Source organism: Bacillus sp. AL-1R (assembly GCF_052180195.1).
Lineage (GTDB): Bacteria > Bacillota > Bacilli > Bacillales > Bacillaceae_G > Gottfriedia.
Window position 1 is genome coordinate 1218393 of sequence record NZ_CP197469.1, and the last position, 21033, is coordinate 1239425.

The following is a 21033-nucleotide window of genomic DNA, read 5'->3' on the forward strand; positions in this document are numbered from 1 at the left end:
GAGCTTTTTTTACCTTCTAAATCCAAAGGTTCACTTTTCATGAATGAAACACTGACACCCCTTACATAAACATGTCTAAATTTATCTATTTAATCATATATTGAAATACCTCAATTTTAGAAAAAGTTTTACCTTTTTAAGAAAGATTGTACTTGATTGTTCTTACTTGAATACATCTTTATGCTTGTTAATTTACTGCACTATTAATGTAAAAGAAAATGACTTTCTTAAAAAGTATCTATGTAGCCAAAGTAGGAGGGTGTTGTTAGTGAATAGAGTTTCGTTAGAGAATTTATCGAAGAACTTTGAAGAAGTACATCCTGGGTTATCGGAACGGGAAGCATTTGAAGAAGCACATCGATGTCTTTATTGCTATGATGCCCCATGTATTAAAGCATGTCCAACTGGGATCGATATACCTTCATTTATAAAGAAAATAGCTTCTGGCAATTTAAAGGGATCAGCTAAAACAATTATGTCATCTAATCCTGTTGGAGCAAGCTGTGCCAGGGTTTGTCCTACAGAAGAATTGTGCGAAGGTGCATGCGTACTTAATCATTCTACAAAACCAATTATGATTGGTAATTTACAACGTTATGCAACTGATTGGGCGATAAAAAATAATCAAGTATTATTTAAGGCTGGAAAAAAGAACGGGAAAACAGTTGCAATCATTGGTAGTGGTCCTTCTGGTTTAGCAGCTGCTCGTGAACTTGCTTTATTAGGCTATGAAGTAACGATTTTTGAAGCCCAAAATCATGCTGGAGGATTAAATCGTTATGGAATCGTTTCTTTTAGGTTACCAAAGAGTATATCGAACTGGGAAGTTCAACAAATTGAAAAGTTGGATGTCAAGATCCAAACGAATACTAGAGTCGGTTCAGATATTTCTTCAGATGAAGTATTAGCAAACTATGACATGGTCGTACTAGCTATAGGTATGGGGAAAGTTCCGATGCTAGATATTGAAGGGGAGGATTTGGACGGAGTATACGATGCGATTGATTTTGTAAAAGAGACGAAATCAGGGGAATTATCCAATCGGTTCATAGGTAAAAACATTGCTGTAATCGGAGCGGGCAATACAGCAATTGATGCTGCGACATGCTCAGTTCGTTTAGGAGCAGGCAATGTCAAAATTTTATATCGTAGGACGCAATCGGAAATGAGCGCTTATCAATTTGAATATGATTTCGCTAAGCAAGATGGAGTAGAATTCCGATGGCTAACATTACCAATACGAATAATAGGTGAAAACGGAAAAGTAATTGCACTTGAGTGTGTGCGATTGGAATTAGGTGAAGTAGGAAAAGACGGCCGCCGCAGGCCTGTACTTATTCCAGATTCCAATTTTACAATTCCGGTAGATGGAGTCATTAAAGCGATCGGGCAAACTCGCTATATAGAGTTAATCGAGCAATTTGGTTTAGAACACAAAGATGGTGTTGTGAAAGTTAACCAAGAATCATTTCAAACGTCTAATCCTAAAGTTTTTGCCTGTGGTGATGTTATTTTTGGAAAAGGGCTAGGTGAAGCAATGGTAGTCACTGCGGCACAACAAGGAAAAGAAGTAGCTTATGCGATCCATAAACAATTAAACACTTAAAAGGAGGTTTTCTTTTATGGCAGATCTAAGTATCAATCTTGCAGGTATACAATCACCTAACCCATTTTGGCTTGCTTCTGCTCCTCCTACAAATTCGGGTTATCAAGTCCAACGTGCGTTTGAAGCTGGTTGGGGTGGGGCAGTTTGGAAAACGTTAGGGGAACCAATTATTAATACTTCCTCACGATTTGCTGCGATTAATTTTAACGGGCAAAGAGTTGCAGGGTTTAATAATATCGAACTAATATCTGATCGACCTCTTGAAGTAAATTTAAAAGAAATTTATGAAACGAAAAAAAGATTCCCTGATCGAGCTATTATCGCCTCACTTATGGTTGAACCACAACAATATAAGTGGCATGAAATCGTGAAAAGAGTAGAGGATGTTGGTGTTGATGGATTAGAACTGAACTTTGGCTGTCCACATGGCATGGCAGAAAGAGGAATGGGATCTGCATCTGGTCAAGTTCCTGAATTAGTAGAGCAACAAACTTTTTGGGTAAAAGAAGTTGCGAAAACACCTGTCATTGTCAAACTAACGCCAAACATTACTGATATTACTGTTACGGCTGAAGCGGCAGTTCGAGGTGGAGCGAACGCAGTCAGTATGATTAACACAATCAACAGTTTAATGGGAGTTGATTTAGATTCTTGGAATACGGTTCCTCATGTTGCTGGGAAGGGAGCACATGGTGGATATTGTGGACCTGCAGTAAAGCCAATTGCTTTAAATATGGTGGCAGAATGTGCACGTAATCCGCGTATATCAGTTCCAATTTCCGGGATTGGTGGCATTTCGAATTGGCAAAATGCAGTAGAGTTTTTATTAATGGGAGCGACTGGCGTTCAAATATGTACGGCAGCAATGCACCATGGATTCCGCATAGTGGAAGATATGATTGACGGATTGAATAATTATTTAGATGAAAAAGGACTTTCCTCAGTAACGGAGCTGGTAGGTAAATCCGTTCATAAATATTCAGATTGGGGAAATTTAGATTTAAATTACCAAGTAGTTGCTAGGATTGATCCAAAGGAATGCATTAACTGCAATAAATGCCATATTGCTTGTGAAGATACATCTCACCAATGTATTGATATGTTAGTAGATGAAAGCGGAAATCCTTATTTAAAAGTTCGGGAGGAAGATTGTGTAGGATGTAATTTATGCAAAATAGTCTGTCCAGTTGAAGATGCCATTAACATGGTAGAGATTCCAAATAAACAGCCTTCGATGACTTGGAATGATCGCCAACAAGCCTTAAATAGATTAGCACGTTCTAATCAATATTCAATTTTAAAGGGGGGAAGAAAAAGAAAATGAAGAAAATTATTCGAAATGGCACAATCGTTACTGCAACGGATATTTACAAGGCTGATATTTTAATAGAAGATGATAAAATTTGTGCAATTGGACTAAATTTAGATTGTACGGACGCTGAAATGATTGATGCAACAAATCATTATATTTTTCCAGGTGGAATAGACCCGCATACACATTTAGATATGCCATTTGGCGGAACCGTCACAAAAGATGATTTTGAATCAGGAACGATTGCCGCTGCCTTTGGTGGGACAACAACCATTATTGATTTTTGTTTAACAAATAAAGGAGAACCACTCCAAAAAGCAATCGAAACATGGCATGAAAAATCAAAACATAAAGCAGTGATTGATTATAGTTTTCATCTTATGATTGGCGAAATAAATGATGAGGTACTTCAAGAGTTACCTAGAGTAATCGAAAATGAGGGAATTACTTCATTTAAAGTATTTATGGCTTATAAAAATGTATTTCAAGCTGATGATGCGACCTTGTACCGTACTCTTTTAGCAGCAAAAGAATATGGGGCATTAGTAATGGTGCACGCGGAGAATGGAGATGTTGTCGATTATTTAATTAATCAAGCATTAGCTGAAGGAAAAGTAGAACCTATTTATCATGCATTAACACGTCCTCCTGAAGTAGAGGGGGAAGCGACGGGAAGAGCAGCTACATTAACTGGACTTGCAAATTCACAATTATATGTTGTTCATGTTACTTGTGCAGAGGCTGTTGAAAAAATAACGGAAGCCCGAAATAATGGGATCGATATATGGGGAGAAACATGCCCACAATACTTAGTACTTGATCAATCCATGCTAGAAAAACCTGATTTTGAAGGTGCAAAATACGTTTGGTCTCCACCACTTCGCGAAAAATGGAACCAAGATGTGTTATGGAATGCATTAAGAAATGGAAATCTTCAAACTTTAGGTTCCGATCAATGTTCTTTTGACTTCAAAGGTCAAAAGGATCTAGGCCGTGAAGACTTTTCAAAAATTCCAAACGGGGGACCAATGATTGAAGATCGAGTAAGTATCTTGTTCTCTGAGGGCGTTAAAAAAGGCAGAATAACATTAAACCAGTTTGTTGACATTGTCTCTACAAGAAGTGCAAAGCTATTTGGATTGTACCCCGAGAAAGGAACAATTGCAGTTGGTTCAGATGCGGATTTAGTAATTTTTGATCCGAATAGTAAACGAACAATCTCCTCAAAAACGCACCATATGGCAGTCGACTATAACGCATTCGAAGGGATGGAAGTAAAAGGAGAGCCAGTGAGTGTACTAGTTCGTGGAGAGTTTGTCATAAAAGAGAAGCAATTTGTAGGTAATGCAGGTAGTGGACAATATTTAAAGAGAAAAAAATATGGTGAAACTAGTATAATAGAAGATTAGTAAAAAAGGGGATGAGTAGCTATTGTCATCATATAAGGAGTTTTTAAGCGAGAGAAATCAAATAGATTCCCTTATAAAAAAAGGCTACGAGATAAAAAATGTTAGAGAAACGCTAGACGGTGCCTATGTTGACTTTGAAAATCAAGATGAAGAGGAGAGGTTTATAACGCTTCACATAATGAATGCAGATACCCGGAAGTATTTTGGAACGTTGATTATTAAGCAGTTAGGGATTAATTTGTGAATTTGATAGAACCGAAGAATCGCAAAAAAATTAAAAAGGATTATCCTAATAGAGTAAATCATTAAAATAAATGGAAAATCGCATCTAATCCGTCATTACTAACGGTTTATGCGATTTTTTTCTATTTAAAAGGCTTTCCCATTAGTCAGTTTCCTAAACTAATAGAAAAGCCCAATTGTATTTAATCAAATCTACTCGTAATCATTTTTTTCCTTGTATAGAACTCGACCCCATCTGCACCATTTGCATGTAGGTCACCATAGAAAGAGTTTTTCCAGCCAGAAAATGGGAAGAAAGCCATTGGTGCAGGTACGCCGATATTTACGCCAAGCATTCCTACTTCAATATTCTCCCTGAAATATCGTATACTTGCTGCACTGTCTGTGAAGATGCAGGCTCCGTTTCCGAAGTCCGATTTGTTGGTTAGCTCAATTGCTTCTTCTAAAGAATCTACTCTAACAATCGAAAGCACTGGTGCAAAAATTTCTTCCTTCCAAATTTTCATTGATGGAGTGACGTGATCAAAAATTGTAGGCCCAATAAAATAGCCTTTTTCTTTTCGAATTAAATCATTTCGACCATCACGTAATAAAGTTGCGCCTTCTTGAATTCCACATTCAATATATAGTTCTGTTCGTTCGCGATGTTCTTTTCGAATGACCGGGCCTAGGAATATATCTTCATCTAATCCATTTCCAATTGTAAGGTTATTAGCTTCCTTTTTTAGTTTCTCTATTAATGGATTGACAATTTCACCTACTGCTACAACAACTGAGCATGCCATACATCTTTCGCCTGCCGAACCATATGCAGCTGTGATAATTTGTTTTACTGTTTCATCTAAATTTGCATCTGGTAAAACGATACTATGATTTTTAGCACCAGCTAAAGCTTGAACGCGCTTACCATTTGCAGATGAAGTTTTATATACATATTCTGCTACTGGTTGAGAGCCTACGAATGAAATGGCCGGAACATCTTTGTTTTGAAGTAACTCGTTTACAATTTCATGTGCACCATGAACAATATTGAATACACCTTTTGGAAGACCTGCTTCGGTAAAGAGCTCTGCTAAACGATTTGCAAGTAGTGGCGTACGTTCGGAAGGCTTTAGAATAAACGTGTTTCCACAGGCAATTGCTAATGGAAACATCCAGCAAGGTACCATCATTGGGAAATTAAAAGGTGTTATTCCCCCAACAACTCCAACAGGATATCGATACATAGCTGATTCAATATTTGTCGCAATATCAGGTAATTGTTTCCCCATCATTAATGACGGCGCACCGGCAGCAAATTCTACACATTCAATTCCACGTTGAACTTCTCCGTATGCCTCATTATAGCTTTTACCATTCTCAATCGTGATTAAATTAGCAAGTTCATCCCAATGTTTAATTAGTAATTGTTGATATGAAAATAGTATTCTTGCTCTTTTAGGAACAGGGGTTTTACTCCATGTAGTAAAAGCTTTTTTTGCTGCTTTTACTGCGGTTTCTAAATCTGATTTAGTTGAGAGAGGTACAAATGCTAATAGTTCTTCAGTAGCAGGATTTGGAACTGGGATTGTTTTGGCATTAGGTGAAGCTTCAATCCATTCACCATTTATAAAATTTTTTAAAATCTTTATATTAGTTTGTGTAGACAAGAATATCACCCCGAAAGTTTATAGTTTTGAGAATGCTTTGTTTAATGTAGTTACGATAAAATCAAGCTCTTCATCAGATGTTGTAAATGGAGGAGAAAGAGTAAGGATATTATTATAGCCTGGTACCGTATCTCCATTTCGACCAATTATTAGTCCCGCTGCCTTACATTCAGTGATTATTTTTAACACCAAGTCTGGACTAGCAGGTTTTTTACTTTTTTTATCTTCAACCATCTCAATTCCTGCAATAAAACCAAAACTGCGGATGTCCCCAACATTTTTATAAGTTAGTAAACTATCTAATTTTTTACGGAGCTCTTCACCTAAATAAGCTGCACGCTCAATTAAATTTTCTCTTTCAATGATTTCTAAATTTTTCAATGCAACTGCGCATGAGGCTGGATTTCCTCCGAATGTGTTAACATGACGAAAATGTTGATCTGTCCCTTGTTGTTTAAATACTTCATATAGATTACTACTGACTGCAGTTGCTGAAAGAGGTGAATAGGCACTTGTCATTCCTTTAGCCATTGTGACGATATCTGGTTTTATACCGAAGTTTTGATGTCCAAACTGTTTTCCAGATCGGCCAAAGCCACATATTACTTCATCAACGATTAACAAAATGCCATATTTATCACAAATTTCACGAACTTTTGTTAAGTATTCGGCAGGAGGTACAATCACTCCTCCACCAGTTATAACCGGTTCCATTATCATTCCAGCAATCGTTTCAGCGCCTTCAAAATTAATGACGTCTTCAATTGCATTTGCACATTGGATGCCACAATCTCCATATGTTTTACCAAAAGGACATCGATAACAATAAGGTGGTGCCACGTGCTGGAAACCTGAAGAAAGAGGTTCGTATTTCACTTTTCGATTAGCTTGACCAGTGGCACTTAAAGCTCCCATCGAATTGCCATGATATGCTCGATATCTAGATATAAACTTATAACGTAAAGGCTCACCATTTTGATGATGGAATTGTCTAGCAATCTTAAAAGCTACTTCATTAGCATCCGATCCGGAATTTGAATAAAAAATACGATAGTCTCCACCTAACCATTCATTTAACTTTTCAGCTAATAAGATGGAAGGAACATTACCTTGTGACATTGGAACATAAGGAATTGCTTGCATTTGGTCAGCTGCTGCCTTAGCAATTTCTTCACGACCGTAACCTACATTCACACACCATAATCCCGACATACCGTCTAAATAATTTTTCCCATCAAGATCAGTGACTGTACTATCTTTACCAGAAACAAGAACCAATGGATTTGGATTGTGAGGCGACATATGATGCCATACATACTTTTGGTCTAATTCAAGAAGCTCTTCTTTAGAAAGAGAAGTAGAATGATTTACTTTTACGGTTTTATCATTCATTAAATTGTCACCAACTTTCAATATTCTAGTATTATGGAATCTCATTTTTGTAACTATACTTATTAATATTACTGAAGGGACTATATTATCCTAATACGATTAGACAAATTGTTAGATACATAAACGATCCTTTTTATCTAACTAAAAGGAGCACTATTCATTTAAAGAAATGAACTGTGCTCCTTAATAAGTAAAAATAAAAGTTTATAAAAAACGATTCCAAAGTTAAAAAAGCTTAGGTTTTTTTAATATTTTTATACTAGATAAACTTTAATTATTCATGCGATAATGAAATTTGAAATTTAAAGTTAAATTAGAAGGGCTGTATTGTTAATTGGTTTCAATCATTCTTGCATCATTAATTTTTATCATTACTCTTATTTTAGTCATTTGGCAACCGAAAAACGTTTCAATTGGTTGGATCGCATTCGGAGGAGCGGCCTTATCTTTCATATTAAGGCTTGTAGATCTCCATGATGTCGTCGTAGTAACAAGTATTGTTTGGAATGCGACATTTGCATTAATAGCTGTCATTATCATTTCATTGATATTAGATGAAATTGGTTTTTTTGAGTGGGCTGCTTTGCATATGGTAAGTGCAGCAAATGGAAACGGGATCAAGATGTTCGTTTATATAAATGTTCTCGGAGCTATTGTTACCGCTTTTTTTACAAATGATGGAGGAGCGCTAATTCTTACCCCAATCATTTTAGCAATGGTTCGTAGCTTGAGATTGGATGAACGAATGGTCTTTCCTTTTATTATCGCTTGTGGTTTTATATCAGATACAACATCAATTCCATTTATTGTAAGTAACTTAGTGAATATTATCACTGCTGATTATTTTAAAATTGGCTTTTTAGAATATACGAGTGAAATGATCATTCCAAATGTCTTCTCACTAGTTTCTAGTATTTTGGTATTGTATTTTTATTTTCGAAAAGAAATACCGAAAAATTATGATCTTGGAAATTTAAAGGTTCCAAAGGATGTCATTAAAGATAAAAAGATGTTTTACATTTCTTGGTTAGTACTATTGTTATTATTAGCGGGATACTTTATTGGAGAATTACTTGAAATTCCGGTTTCGATTATTGCTGGAAGTGCTGCTATTATCTTTTTATTCATGGGGAGAAGAAGTAAGGTTGTAAATACAAAAAAGGTATTAAAAGAAGCACCGTGGACGATTGTTGTGTTTTCCATAGGAATGTATATAGTTGTCTATTCATTAAAAAATGTTGGTTTAACAAATGCATTAGCTCATTTAATTGATTCTGTTGCGCATCAAGGCTTACTAGTTGCAACGATAGGGATGGGGTTTATTTCAGCCATTCTTTCTGCAATTATGAATAATCTTCCTACTGTTATGATTGCATCACTTGCTATTGAAAATATACATACATCAGATCTTATTAAAGAAGGACTGGTTTATGCAAATGTAATTGGTTCGGATCTAGGACCAAAAATGACGCCAATTGGATCATTAGCTACCTTATTATGGCTACACGTATTATCCCAAAAAGGGATCAAAATTTCATATCGCACTTATTTAAAAATCGGAATCATATTAACGATTCCTGTCCTATTATTTACTTTATTAGGTTTATATATTAGCTTGAAAATACATTAATAAAACTGCTTGAGACAACTATTTTTTAGTTGTCATTTCTTTATGAAAAGTTGATAAAATATGTAAACGATTTCCAAAAAAACACCTTTAAAAATCATTCATTTCAAGTAATCGTTTACATTAGTAATTCCAAAAATCACCATTTGACGAGTGGTTTTTATCATGATAGAGTTGTTCTTACGTTTAAAAACGAACGTCAAACCACGGCCATTGGTCATGGTTTTTTTATATTTATAAAACATGAAAGGAGAAAACAAAATGAAGAAAGTAATCTTATCTTTAGTAGTTGGATGTGGATTTTCTATTTTACTGACAGGGTACGAAACGAATAAGTCAGAAGTTAATAAAGAGATTTCTATGTTTAATCAAACTGAGGTACAAAACGTGTTAACAAACATTGTAGCAGTTGATCAATCAAAAGAGATCATTTGGAATCATGGACGCTAATTAGTCGTGTGAATTTCCTTTGACTGGTCTTACGTTTAAAAACAAACGTCAAACCACGGCCATTTGGTCATGGTTTTTTTATTTGAAAAAAATCGAGAGGAGAAAACAAAATGAAAAAAGTAATTTTATCATTAGTAGTAGGATGTGGATTTTCTATTTTGCTGACAGGGTACGAAACGAATAGGTCAGATGCTAATAAAGAATATTCTACGTTTAATCAAACAGAAGTGCAAAAGGTATTAACGAACACTTTATCTAAGGATCAGACTCAACGAATCATTTGGAATCAAGTACGCTAAAAATAATTTAAAATTCGATTGTAAATTTTAAAAAAAGTCCCTTTACAAATTTATCCTAAAGTTATATATTTACATTTAAATTCTATATTTCTCTATTTCAAAACCATAGTTGCTTAATCTTAAAAAGAGCGGGGGAACCATTTCTTTATTGGGGTGAATCCTTTTTTGTAAAGGTAGGGGTATTCTTTAATCCCGAATCCGACAGCTAACCTCGTAAGCATTTAAAGAAGGGGGTTTATTTAGTATTGTTTTTAAACACTAAGTAAAGCTTAGTGTTTTTTGTATGCAAAAAAGTAAAAATTGGTAATTAATTGCCAATAAATCATTTGTTTTTATAAGAAAAGGGGAAAAATTTATGTATCATCCGTCCGTATATATAGAAATTGGACTTTTTATTTTAGCGATTTTTGGGATTTATTATTCAATCTCAAATTTTAATAGCGTAAAACGCGTATTTATTGGTAGACCTATGAGGACAGCTGAAATACATGCACAACATAATAAATTGATTTGGTTCATCGCCCTGCCAATTCTTGCAGCTGATTTGTATTCATCCGTATCTTATGGACCAGAGGCTGGAATGACCGAGTTGATAGTTCTAGGTGCAAAAGCACACTGGTATATTATACCGATTACAATCGCATCTGTTATTTTATTAGGAATTCTTATTCTTTCCTACATTATGGGGATTTTAGCTTATCCTAATGGTGGTGGGGCTTATGCAATTGCTAAGGACAATTTTAAACCTCGTTGGGTTTCATTAATCGCTTCAAGCTCATTATTAGTTGATTATATCTTGACTGTAGCGGTTTCAGTATCAGCTGCACTTGAAGCAGTGGCATCAGCTTACCCAGCAGTTGTGCCTTATGAAACGGTTTTAGCGATATTTTGTGTTTTTTTATTATTAGTTGTCAATCTACGTGGGGTTGCCGAATCAGCTAAAATATTTGCGTGGCCAACATTTGGCTTTATGATTTGTATGTTTCTTTTGATTTTTACAGGATTTTTTGACGAATTCCAAAATGGTTTTATACAACACCATACACCGACGTTTGGTACAGTACCACAAGGTTTAAGTATTTTAATTGTACTGAAAGCATTTAGTTCAGCATGTTCTGCTTTAACAGGTATTGAAACAATCTCAAATGCAGTACCAGTTTTTAGAGAACCTCGTCAAAAAAATGCGATTAAAACATATATAGCACTAGGAGTCATTACTTCAATTACACTTTTAGGCTTTGCTTATCATTTATATGTAAACGGAATTTCACCGAACCCAAATGATACGATGTTATCACAATTAATAAAGGTGTATTTTGGTGATGGGATAATATATCAAGGCATCATTTGGTTCACTTTTATTATTTTAATTTTAGCAGCGAACTCGTCATTTACTGGGTTTTCTCAGTTAGCTGCATTAGTAGCAACGGATGGGTTTTTACCTAGAGGGTTTACAAACCGAGGTGATCGTTTAGGATATTCTAATGGCATTATTGCGCTTGCTGCTGCTGCGAGTATTTTAATCATCGCATTCCAAGCTCATACTAATGCACTTATACCACTGTATGCAATCGGTGTATTTTTATCATTTACAATTGCACAATTAGGATTAATAAGAAGATGGAAGCGAGTGAAAGGTTCTAAATGGCAAGTTAAATTAGCGATCAATATAATAGGTTTTATGGTTACGTCTGTTGTTACGGTCATCTTTGCAGTAACAAAATTTGTAGATGGTGCTTGGGTTGTTTTAGTCGTAATTCCGACAATTATATTCTTATCTTTAGCAATCTATAAACATTATCAAAATGTAGCAAGCGAATTACGGATCGATTTAAGTTCGTTTAAACCAGAAGCAAATAAAGTTATAACAGTTGTATTAGTTTCTGGTACACATCGTGTCGTTCACAATACATTATCATTTGCAAAGGGGATTTCAACAGAACCAATCGCTGTTTATGTTGGATTTGATGATGAATCAATTGAAAGAATGGAAGAAAAATGGGAAGAGTGGGGTAATCCATGTCGCTTAGTCGTTCTAAAAAGCCCGTACCGTTCAGTACTTGCACCTCTTTCAAGATTCATTAAGTTAATTGAAGCAAATGATCAAGATAGCCACATCCAAATTGTCATTCCACAATTTATTCCTAAGAGATGGTGGCATAATCTTCTTCATAACCAAACAGCACTTTTAATTCGACTTTGGTTGATTAGTCAGAAAGATGTAGTCGTTACGACGGTTCCGTATCATTTGAGAAAATAAACAATTAAGGAAAAGAGTCTTTACTTTTAAGAAGAGATTAAAAACTTACTAAATTAATTAGAAAGCTATCATTCTTTTATTGTTAAAAGTTTGATAGCTTTTTTTGCCAAAAATAGGAATATTCAAATTATTTGATTTTTTTAATAAAAAACCTCAAATTCCCCCAAATTTTAAATTTACAAAAATTTCATAGTTTATTAGGTTTTTTAGGATAAATATCTACAGTTTACGTCAAGAAACTACATTTATTCAATTTTAATACATAAAAAAATGAAGTATAATTCGCTAAATTTCCCCAATACAAGACAAGTGAAACATAGAGTAAAATTTAGATAAATTTAAGTTTTAAGAAAATTACAATTCTTAAATTTTCAATTCAGGCAAATAATTGAATCTTTCATTATTTGTTTATACTTGGGGGGGAAAACATGAAAGAGAAAAAATCGTCTCATAAGAGTAAGAGGCCAACAAAAAAAATACTTTCGATCTTTGCTTTAAGTTCGATGTTTTTAAATGTTGTGATTCCTCAAAGTTTCGCAAGTGTTAATAATGCTGAAGCGAAACTAAACGAACAAGGTTTATCTAGTAATACATTTAGTGCAAAAGAAGTTAACCGTATTCTTGACGGGCTTACTGCTGAACAAAAAGCAAATATTAATAAGCTTACTGGAGCAGATCATGCCCAAAAAATCCGTTTAGACAAAAAGGATTTAATCGGTTCAAAAAAGATTAATGTTATTGTTCAATTTAAACAAGATCCAGCTAAAATACAAATCATTAAGCAATCTTTAGCTAAAGGTGGAGCAACTGCAAATAGTAAGGCTTTTGATAGCGAATATTCAGATGCTAAAAATAAAGTTAAAGATTCACATGCAAACTTTAAAAGCTTTTTAAATAAACAACCTAAAACTACAGTTGTTGGTGGGAAAACTGTTAAATCGGAAATCAGTATAACACGAGAATTTACAGATGCATTTAATGGCGTTTCATTATCACTACCTGCAAATTTAGTTCAAAAGCTTGCAGAAAGTCCAGATGTAGCGTCTGTCTGGTCTCAAGTAGAATATTCCTTACCTGATGAAGGAATTTCAACTTCTCAAAAATCAATGACAGCTAAATCTGCTGGTAAGCCTACAACAGGGTTATCATTTTTAGGGATAGACAAGCTACAAGCTGAAGGGAATACAGGTATCATTAAAAAAGGTCCACGTGCTGGTGAGAAGGTTAAAGTGGGTGTATTGGATACAGGTATTGATTACAACCATCCTGATCTTTATAAGGTAACGCATGATGAAAATGGAAAATTATATGGTGGACATGACCTTGTAAATAATGAAGGATTTGATACAGAAGGAAATATAAAATACGTTGATGACCATGATCCTATGGAAACGACTTATGATGATTGGGTAGCTGATAAGGAGAATCCAGGTTCAGTTTGGGGAACACCACCTTCAACTTATAAACCATATATCACTTCGCATGGAACTCACGTTGCTGGAACGATTGCAGCAAATACGACAGATAATAACGATGTTTATTCGGCAAATGGTGTAGCACCCGATGTAGAGCTTCATGGTTATCGTGTACTAGGGCCAGGAGGGCATGGAACAACAGAATCAGTACTAGGTGGGATCGATCAAGCTGTAAAAGATCACATGGATGTTATTAACCTATCACTTGGTGCATCAATTAATGACCCACTATACCCAACAAGTATTGCAATCAATAATGCGACTTTAGCTGGCGTTGTGTGTGATGTTGCTGCAGGTAATAGTGGACCTGGACAAGCTACAGTTGGTTCACCAGGAACTTCGCCACTAGCAATTACTGTAGGTGCAAGTACAATCCCTGAAGAAATTGCAACAATGACCGTTAAGAATGGTTCAGTTTCTTATAAAGCACGTTTATTCGGGAAAAACTTTTCACAATCAGACGATGCTTATAAAGGTCAAACACTTCCAATCGTTGATGTTGGTTTAGGAAGTGAAGCAGATTATTATGGTATTAACGTGAAAGATAAGCTTGTTCTAGTAAAGCGTGGCGGGGATTACTTACAGACAAAAATGGCAAATGCTAAAAATGCTGGTGCAGCGGGTATGGTGATCTGGGATAATACCGATGATTCGGATACGCAAGGCTATATTCCTAATTTCTTAGGTGTCAGCATGGATAATGTTTATTCCATCTCTTTAACACAAGTACAGGGACAAGCTCTTTCTGATGCAATTAAACAAGATCCTAAAACGGCTAGCATTACGTTCCCTTCGTCTCTGGATGCACCTATTAGTAAAAGTGGAGATGAATTAGCGAGCTTTAGCTCAACAGGTCCAGTTAAAGATTGGACGATTAAGCCAGATGTAGTAGCTCCTGGTGTTGATATTGCTTCAACAGCTCCATACGATATTTGGGAGCCAAATCAAGAACATGATTATAAACTTGGTTATCAGATTATGTCTGGTACATCAATGGCAACACCACATGTTGCTGGTATTTCAGCATTAATTTTAGCTGCACATCCAGACTATACGCCTGCAGATGTTAAAGCAGCATTAATGAATACAGCTAAAAGTATTGACACAGATTCAAAGAAATATAGTGTTTACCAGGTTGGTGCTGGACGTGTGGATCCTGCTCGTGCTATTGGAACAAATGTAAAAATCCAAGTTTTAGATAAAGCATACGCAACTGATTCAGATAATACTCTGAAAGAGGTTGAAAATCTTACAGGAAGTATGTTCTTTGGTTTTAAAGGAAGAGGAGAAGGTGCAACCAACGGCTCAGATGATGTGGTTTCATCAAAGGACTTTAATGTTTCTAACCAAGGAAATAGCAGTAAAACATTTAAAGTAAGTACTGAGTTTATATCAACAAAATTTGCTGGATCAAATAAAGTAGGTCCAGGCACTGGAAATGATGTAAAAGTTGATTTTACTGTCGATGGACAAAACGTGACAAACATTAATGTTGGTGGTGGAAGTACTGTTAAAGCAACAGCTAAAATTACAGTTCCATCGAATTCATTAGAGGGCACTTACGAAGGATATATTAATCTTGTAAACACAGCAGATTCATCAGAGTCTTATCGCGTTCCGTTTACGATTACAGTTGCGGAAAAAGGAATTAATAAATTCCAATTAGCGATAAAAGCGGCTGCAGAAGGTAATATTTCAGCTTATTATTTATCAGTAAATAACGAAATGGAAAACTTCTATATTACCATTAAAGACAAGGATGGTAAATATATAGGTATTGCTAACACGTTATCAAACGGTAGTAATTTGATACCAGGTGTTCAATACGGCCCACTCATAACACTTTTTAATGGATGGTATCTTCCGTTTACAAAGGATTACGATGGAACGTATGACAGCTCTGGCATCTCAAACAAAGTGGAAGTGCTAAAAGAAGGTGCTTACTCATTGGAGTTGATCGCAAATGGTAAAGATGGAAAACGTTATACTGCAGAAGATACGCTATATGTTGACGGTACACCACCAACTATGACGATGGATTCAGACTCTAAGGGCGGGATTTATGAAATTGATCCGACAGGGTATCTACCTGGACAAGAAATTAAAGGTTTCCGTGGTAAAGTTTATGACTCAAACATAGATGTAATGAAATCTAGCGGGGAAACGTCAGTGCCAAGCCCTCAAGATGGTATCACACCAGTTCCTGTTGATCAAGGCTTAAATAGTGTCGTAGGATATCAAGACAGTATGTTCCCTACAGTCTACTTCAAAACAGATCCGAATGGTCGTTTCCATTTTGGTGTGACGGCTGAGGACGTTGCAAATAAATTGGGCAGTCAATTTGATATTGATCCTGTTGATTATTCAGGTGAAAGTGACTTCAGTTTAAACGGAGAGACTTATTATTTTATTAAAAAAGGAAATCCGTATGTCACGTTAACTTCATCTAATGGAGTAGATGCAGGACCAGGTACCGAAGATAAGGTAGTTGTTGATAATAATAAACCTTTCAAGATGACATTGACAACAAAGTATGGAGTAGGAATGACAGGCGGTAAATTTATGCTGAATGATAATAGTGTTTATGAATTCAGTAATATCCGCTTAACAGAGGATTATAAAAAATACCTTATTAATAAGGGAATAGATCCAACTAAAGTTCTTACTGTAGGTGAACCATATGTTCATCCAATCTATCAAAAGGGTAAAACAACAGATGTGACGCTTTCAAATATTGCATCAGAGGGTGCTCTTGACCATGATATGCCAATAATAGAAGCAGATGTGACTTATAACAACCCTGATCCAATAACAGGTCAATTCCCGTATCAATTACTACAAGCGAATTTAACTTTGTCAGGTGAAAATACAAAAGTCGCTTGGTTTCCAACTAATGTACCTTATGTAAGACAGAACATCTCTGTACTTAGAGGACAAGTGGCAGCGGAATCTTTCTCTAGAAATAACGTAAACAACCAATATCCACAATTTACGGTTGATTCTGGTGCGAAGGTAACTGCTACGGATGATAAAGGGAATAAATATACAACGGACCAACCGACATCATTTAATAATACAATGGCTTATACGTTTATCAACCCATATTATGCGTTGACGATGGGTGTTAGTGACAAGCCATATTCTGTTGAAGCAAGTGTACCAGGCCATTTTAAAGGATATGAAAAAACACCTGTAATTGGTGAAAATAAATATGGTTATCAATCAGGTACTATAAAGGATATTCGAGGTCTATTCCCGATCCTTTTAGGTGGAGATGTTAACGGTGATAACGTTATCGACATGAAGGATTTACTGAAAGAAATCGATGTGTATTATCAATATAAAAACTTAAATAATGTGAATAATCCAGATAATAAACTAGCAAACAAAACGGCATTCTTAAACACGAACCGTGATGCAGATATATACTGGATTAAGCCAAGTGGATTTGGTTATGGAATTGATTATAATGACTTCTATTTCATCTTTAAAAACTTTGGTAAACAAAATCAAAGTGCTATTGATGCAGGGCTAGATGTTCCAGCAGCACAAACAAAAGTAGAACAAGATACAACTATAACTACTCAATATGCGGGTTCAATCACGTTAAATAAAGATGACACAGTAGAGCAAGTCATGCAAAAGCTTAATTTTGCAGCTCCAGCACAAGAAAACATCATAGCACCAAAGTTACAAGACTTGCAAAATGGAGCAACAATCTCAATGTCACCTTCAAGCACGGTGTTCGTTGATGATGTAGTATGGAGAAAATCAATTACAAAAATTATGTTAGGCTCAACGGATGTAACGGATTTAGTTAAAATCAACCCAGGGTACACTTATTATGACGCGAATGGTGTACAGCAAACTATGCCATCAAAAATTACGTTCCCAGGTTCATTATTCCCGACGGCAACGAATTACACAGTTACAGTAAAAGCGACAGGCTATCAAGATGTAACAAAATCTCTAACAGTATCATCGGTACCGATTCCAACGCCTGCAATCCCAATTATTACGGATCCAGCAGTAGCGCATATTGGGAAGGACTTAACATTAACTTTCCCAGAAGATGCGAAGTGGAGAAACGGAATCAATAAGGTAATTGTAACAACGAATAGTGGTAAGAGTATGGATATTAGTAATTTAATTAATCCAGATACAAATGAAAAATATTACGATATTAGTCAACCAGGAAAAATTACGTTTAATGCGAAAACATTTATGACGAATTCAACACTAGATCCGAAAAATGGTGCTACCTATAATGCTGCAACTGTAAATCCTGGTGGAACAAGTTATTTACCACAACTTTACAAATTTACAATTGGCTCACAAGGTGAAGATGGCACTGTTTACCCGGATGTAATTGCTGGTTCTGATCCAGTCTACACAGGTCAACAACCAGTTGGATATAGTGTTACGTTTAACAGCCAAGGAGGGACAGCCATTAAACCAATGGCGATAGGATTCAAGGCAGGATCCAGTAGAACGGATGGTCCGAATAGTGAATTAATCTCATTCATGAAACCTGCACCAACTAAACCTGGATATAAATTCCTAGGTTGGTATAATGAAGCAGAAGGTATAACACAGTGGGATCCACAATCGTTCCCTGCAACAGGAGACGCAACCGTTTATGCAAAATGGCAAATGAACACAACTCAAAGTTATTCACCAGTTGATAAAAACAATCCTAATGGATTAAAATTCGATGGAAGTAACGGGGCATTTTCTGGAATAGGATGGGTACTAGGAGAAGGCGATTTAAAAATCAATATCCCAGATTATTTAACGAATGTTTCTTGGTTAACAGGTAAAGATAAAATTGCAAAAATTGAAGCGAAATTCTATGCGATGAAGAGCGATGGCTCAACAGATACGACACCAACAACTTATACGTTAGACCCAAGTACTTATGACTTGTCATCTAACGGAAGTAATGGGATTCTTTCTTTCACAACAGCTACACATGATCAAGCTGTTAAAGCAGGTCAAACGAATTTAGGTGAAAAGTTTGCTTTCAGTGAAATGCCATCACTTGGAAATATTGGTGGGGTAAAAGGATATGATTTAACTGTAACATCGACAACAGGTGAAAATGTTACAATTCCAGGTATTCAACTTGGATATAGACGTCATATTGATTTAAACGGCGGTTCGTTAAAGAATGCAAATGACACATTCTTTGCCGATATTTTAGTCAATGGAAAAACAACTGCACCAACTATGAGTATGGGTTCAGTACATGTGAAAAATGGTGATTTAACGATTAGTAATGACCTATATTTGGATGCAGCAAATTCAAGTGATAAGAAGTCAGATATTACGACAAATCCTAAAGTGCTAACAGATAATTCAACTTTCTATCTATGTTGGATTAAAGTTCCACCTACAGTAAATAAAGATGTTGCTGGAAACATTGTTGGTAGCGATATTACATTACCGTTTACAGATGATGGGACATGGAAAGATAACATCAAAGATGTGAAAATTGGTGCGAAAACATTAGAACTGAATAAAGACTACACAATCACTAATAATAGCATCATCCTTAAAGCAGCATTATTCACAGTTGGACAAAAAGTCAATGTGACGATTGTTTCAGAAGGATATAAAGATGTTGTAGTTGTTGACCAAGTAATTGGTTATACAGTTACATTTAATTCGAATGGTGGAGATCCAGTTTCAGCTCAAATTGTTGACAGAAATGCAACAAAACCAATTGATCCGACAAAAGTGGGATACAAATTCTATGGTTGGTACACGGATGAAAATTTAACAATGCCATATGATTTTGATACGATTGTGACAAAACCAATTACACTTTATGCGAAATATGCTTTAGCTGGCTCTGTTGTGACAGCTGATTCAACGGATAATGCAGTAGGTAATGATATCGTATTAGAGTTCAGTGACAAAGACTGGGCAAATGCGATTACTGGCATTAACGTCAACGGTCTCCCAATAGACGCATCGAAATACACTGTAGATAAAGAAAATCGTCTGATTACTCTAAATCAAGGTTTATTCACAAAAGCTAAAGATTATACGATTACAATTAAAGCTAAAGAGTATGCTGATGTGACTGTTGTACAAAAAGTAGTAAATGGATATAATGTTCATTTTGTACTACCAAATAGTGCTCCAGCTGAAGTAAAAGATGCAACAAAAGATCGAATTGTCGTGCGAAGAATCACTGCACCGATTGCTTATGGATATGATTTAAGTTGGTTTGCAGATGAAGCATGTACAATTCCTTGGGACTTTACAAACTCGATCTATTCTGCAAAAACACTTTATGGAAAATGGTCAGTTCATAAGTTCACAGTAGAATTTAACAAGCAAGATGGAAGCTTAGTAGAAACTAAGAAAGTTGATTATAATACGACAATGACAGCACCGACAGCGCCAACAAGAACTGGATACACTTTTGTTGGATGGTATAAAGATGCGGAAGGAAAAACACCATGGAATTTTGCAACAGATAAAGTAACTGCAGATACAGAGTTATTTGCTAAGTGGAGCATTAACTCGTATACAGTTAAATTTGATAGCCAAGGTGGAAGTGCTGTAAATGCGATCAAAACAGACTATAACACGATGATTTCTCAGCCAACTGTGCCAACAAAAACAGGCTATACTTTTGCCGGATGGTTCAAGGATGCAACAGGACAAACAATATGGAATTTTGCAACAGATAAAGTAACGAGTGATACAACAATTTACGCAAAATGGACACTAAATAAACCGAATGTTAACGAAATCGATGAAAATGATCCAAAGATTTCAGGAACAACATTAGCGAATGCAACGATTACTGTAAAAATCAATGGTGTTGCCATTGCAACTGGAAAAGCTGATTCGAAAGGGAATTTTAGGATCCAAATTAAACAACAAAAAGTTGGTACAGAAATATCAGTCTATGCAAAAGATTCAACTGGAAATGAAAGTTCTGCAACAGTTGTCAAAGTTGTAAAGAAATAAAATAACAAGCAGTACAATTTACTCTTTAATTCCAACATCAAAAAGGGTGTTTATGATATTGAGAAGATGGATCAAACACCCTTTTTGAAAGTAAAATGATTAGATTGACTTTTTTCAAATTAAAAACTTTCCCTTAAAAATAATGAAAGGCAAGAATACAATTTAAAAAGTATTCTTGTCTTATTTTTTTAGATTATTCGCCAGTAGGTCAGTAACGCATGTAGACATTAAATATGTTAATAATAAGAAATAATTGCTTTTTTTTTAATCGTTAAGATAAAATTGAAATCAGTAAAAAAGTAATCGATTTAGTTTTCTTAAGGA

11 protein-coding genes and 1 riboswitch are annotated in these 21033 nt (G+C 35.4%); of the genes, 9 read left to right on the forward strand and 2 right to left on the reverse strand.

Annotated elements, in window-relative coordinates; genetic code table 11:
- Positions 1-268: 268 nt before the first annotated feature.
- From ACSBO6_RS05655 to ACSBO6_RS05670, 4 genes are read left to right on the forward strand one after another with little or no spacing between them, the layout of a single operon-like run.
- Positions 269-1606 carry an NAD(P)-dependent oxidoreductase gene (locus ACSBO6_RS05655; RefSeq protein WP_498844321.1) on the forward strand — a complete coding sequence of 446 codons (1338 nt, stop codon included), beginning with the start codon at positions 269-271 and terminating at the stop codon, positions 1604-1606.
- 16 nt (positions 1607-1622) lie between these two features.
- Entirely contained in the window at positions 1623-2930 is a 1308-nt protein-coding gene (gene preA, locus ACSBO6_RS05660) for an NAD-dependent dihydropyrimidine dehydrogenase subunit PreA (protein ID WP_098846895.1), read from the forward strand.
- Positions 2927-4327, forward strand: a complete 1401-nt coding sequence (hydA, locus tag ACSBO6_RS05665) for a dihydropyrimidinase (protein ID WP_498844322.1) — start codon at positions 2927-2929, stop codon at positions 4325-4327. The genes preA and hydA overlap by 4 nt, the downstream gene beginning before the upstream one ends.
- A 22-nt stretch (positions 4328-4349) precedes the next feature.
- Complete coding sequence (locus ACSBO6_RS05670) at positions 4350-4571, forward strand: hypothetical protein (RefSeq protein WP_498844323.1); 222 nt, start codon at positions 4350-4352, stop codon at positions 4569-4571.
- Positions 4572-4752: 181 nt separating this feature from the next.
- Here ACSBO6_RS05670 and ACSBO6_RS05675 read toward each other — a convergent pair whose 3' ends face one another.
- Positions 4753-6219, reverse strand: a complete 1467-nt coding sequence (locus ACSBO6_RS05675) for a CoA-acylating methylmalonate-semialdehyde dehydrogenase (protein ID WP_498844324.1) — start codon at positions 6217-6219, stop codon at positions 4753-4755.
- 18 nt (positions 6220-6237) lie between these two features.
- A complete protein-coding gene (locus tag ACSBO6_RS05680) occupies positions 6238-7611 on the reverse strand; it encodes an aspartate aminotransferase family protein (RefSeq protein ID WP_498844325.1) in 1374 nt (457 codons plus the stop codon).
- 334 nt (positions 7612-7945) lie between these two features.
- Between ACSBO6_RS05680 and ACSBO6_RS05685 the strand changes: the two genes are divergently transcribed.
- The 5 genes from ACSBO6_RS05685 (at position 7946) to ACSBO6_RS05705 (ending at position 20709) form a co-directional block, all read left to right on the forward strand.
- Entirely contained in the window at positions 7946-9241 is a 1296-nt protein-coding gene (locus ACSBO6_RS05685; RefSeq protein WP_498844326.1) for an arsenic transporter, read from the forward strand.
- A gap of 258 nt (positions 9242-9499) precedes the next feature.
- A complete protein-coding gene (locus ACSBO6_RS05690; RefSeq protein WP_098846889.1) occupies positions 9500-9688 on the forward strand; it encodes a hypothetical protein in 189 nt (62 codons plus the stop codon).
- 110 nt (positions 9689-9798) lie between these two features.
- Positions 9799-9987 carry a hypothetical protein gene (locus ACSBO6_RS05695; protein WP_098846888.1) on the forward strand — a complete coding sequence of 63 codons (189 nt, stop codon included), beginning with the start codon at positions 9799-9801 and terminating at the stop codon, positions 9985-9987.
- A gap of 100 nt (positions 9988-10087) precedes the next feature.
- Positions 10088-10222: riboswitch (cyclic di-AMP (ydaO/yuaA leader) on the forward strand.
- Positions 10223-10342: 120 nt separating this feature from the next.
- On the forward strand, positions 10343-12247 hold the full coding sequence (locus tag ACSBO6_RS05700) for an APC family permease (protein WP_498844327.1): 1905 nt from the start codon (positions 10343-10345) through the stop codon (positions 12245-12247).
- Positions 12248-12675: 428 nt separating this feature from the next.
- Positions 12676-20709 (forward strand): InlB B-repeat-containing protein, encoded by an 8034-nt coding sequence (locus tag ACSBO6_RS05705; RefSeq protein WP_498844328.1) that lies wholly within the window; start codon positions 12676-12678, stop codon positions 20707-20709.
- Positions 20710-21033: the final 324 nt, after the last annotated feature.

Coding starts and splice junctions, on each gene's coding strand:
- preA (WP_098846895.1), top strand. CDS start 1,623: ATGGCAGATCTAAGTATCAATCTTGCAGGTATACAATCACCTAACCCA.
- hydA (WP_498844322.1), top strand. CDS start 2,927: ATGAAGAAAATTATTCGAAATGGCACAATCGTTACTGCAACGGATATT.
- ACSBO6_RS05680 (WP_498844325.1), bottom strand. CDS start 7,611: ATGAATGATAAAACCGTAAAAGTAAATCATTCTACTTCTCTTTCTAAA.
- ACSBO6_RS05690 (WP_098846889.1), top strand. CDS start 9,500: ATGAAGAAAGTAATCTTATCTTTAGTAGTTGGATGTGGATTTTCTATT.
- ACSBO6_RS05695 (WP_098846888.1), top strand. CDS start 9,799: ATGAAAAAAGTAATTTTATCATTAGTAGTAGGATGTGGATTTTCTATT.
- ACSBO6_RS05700 (WP_498844327.1), top strand. CDS start 10,343: ATGTATCATCCGTCCGTATATATAGAAATTGGACTTTTTATTTTAGCG.
- ACSBO6_RS05705 (WP_498844328.1), top strand. CDS start 12,676: ATGAAAGAGAAAAAATCGTCTCATAAGAGTAAGAGGCCAACAAAAAAA.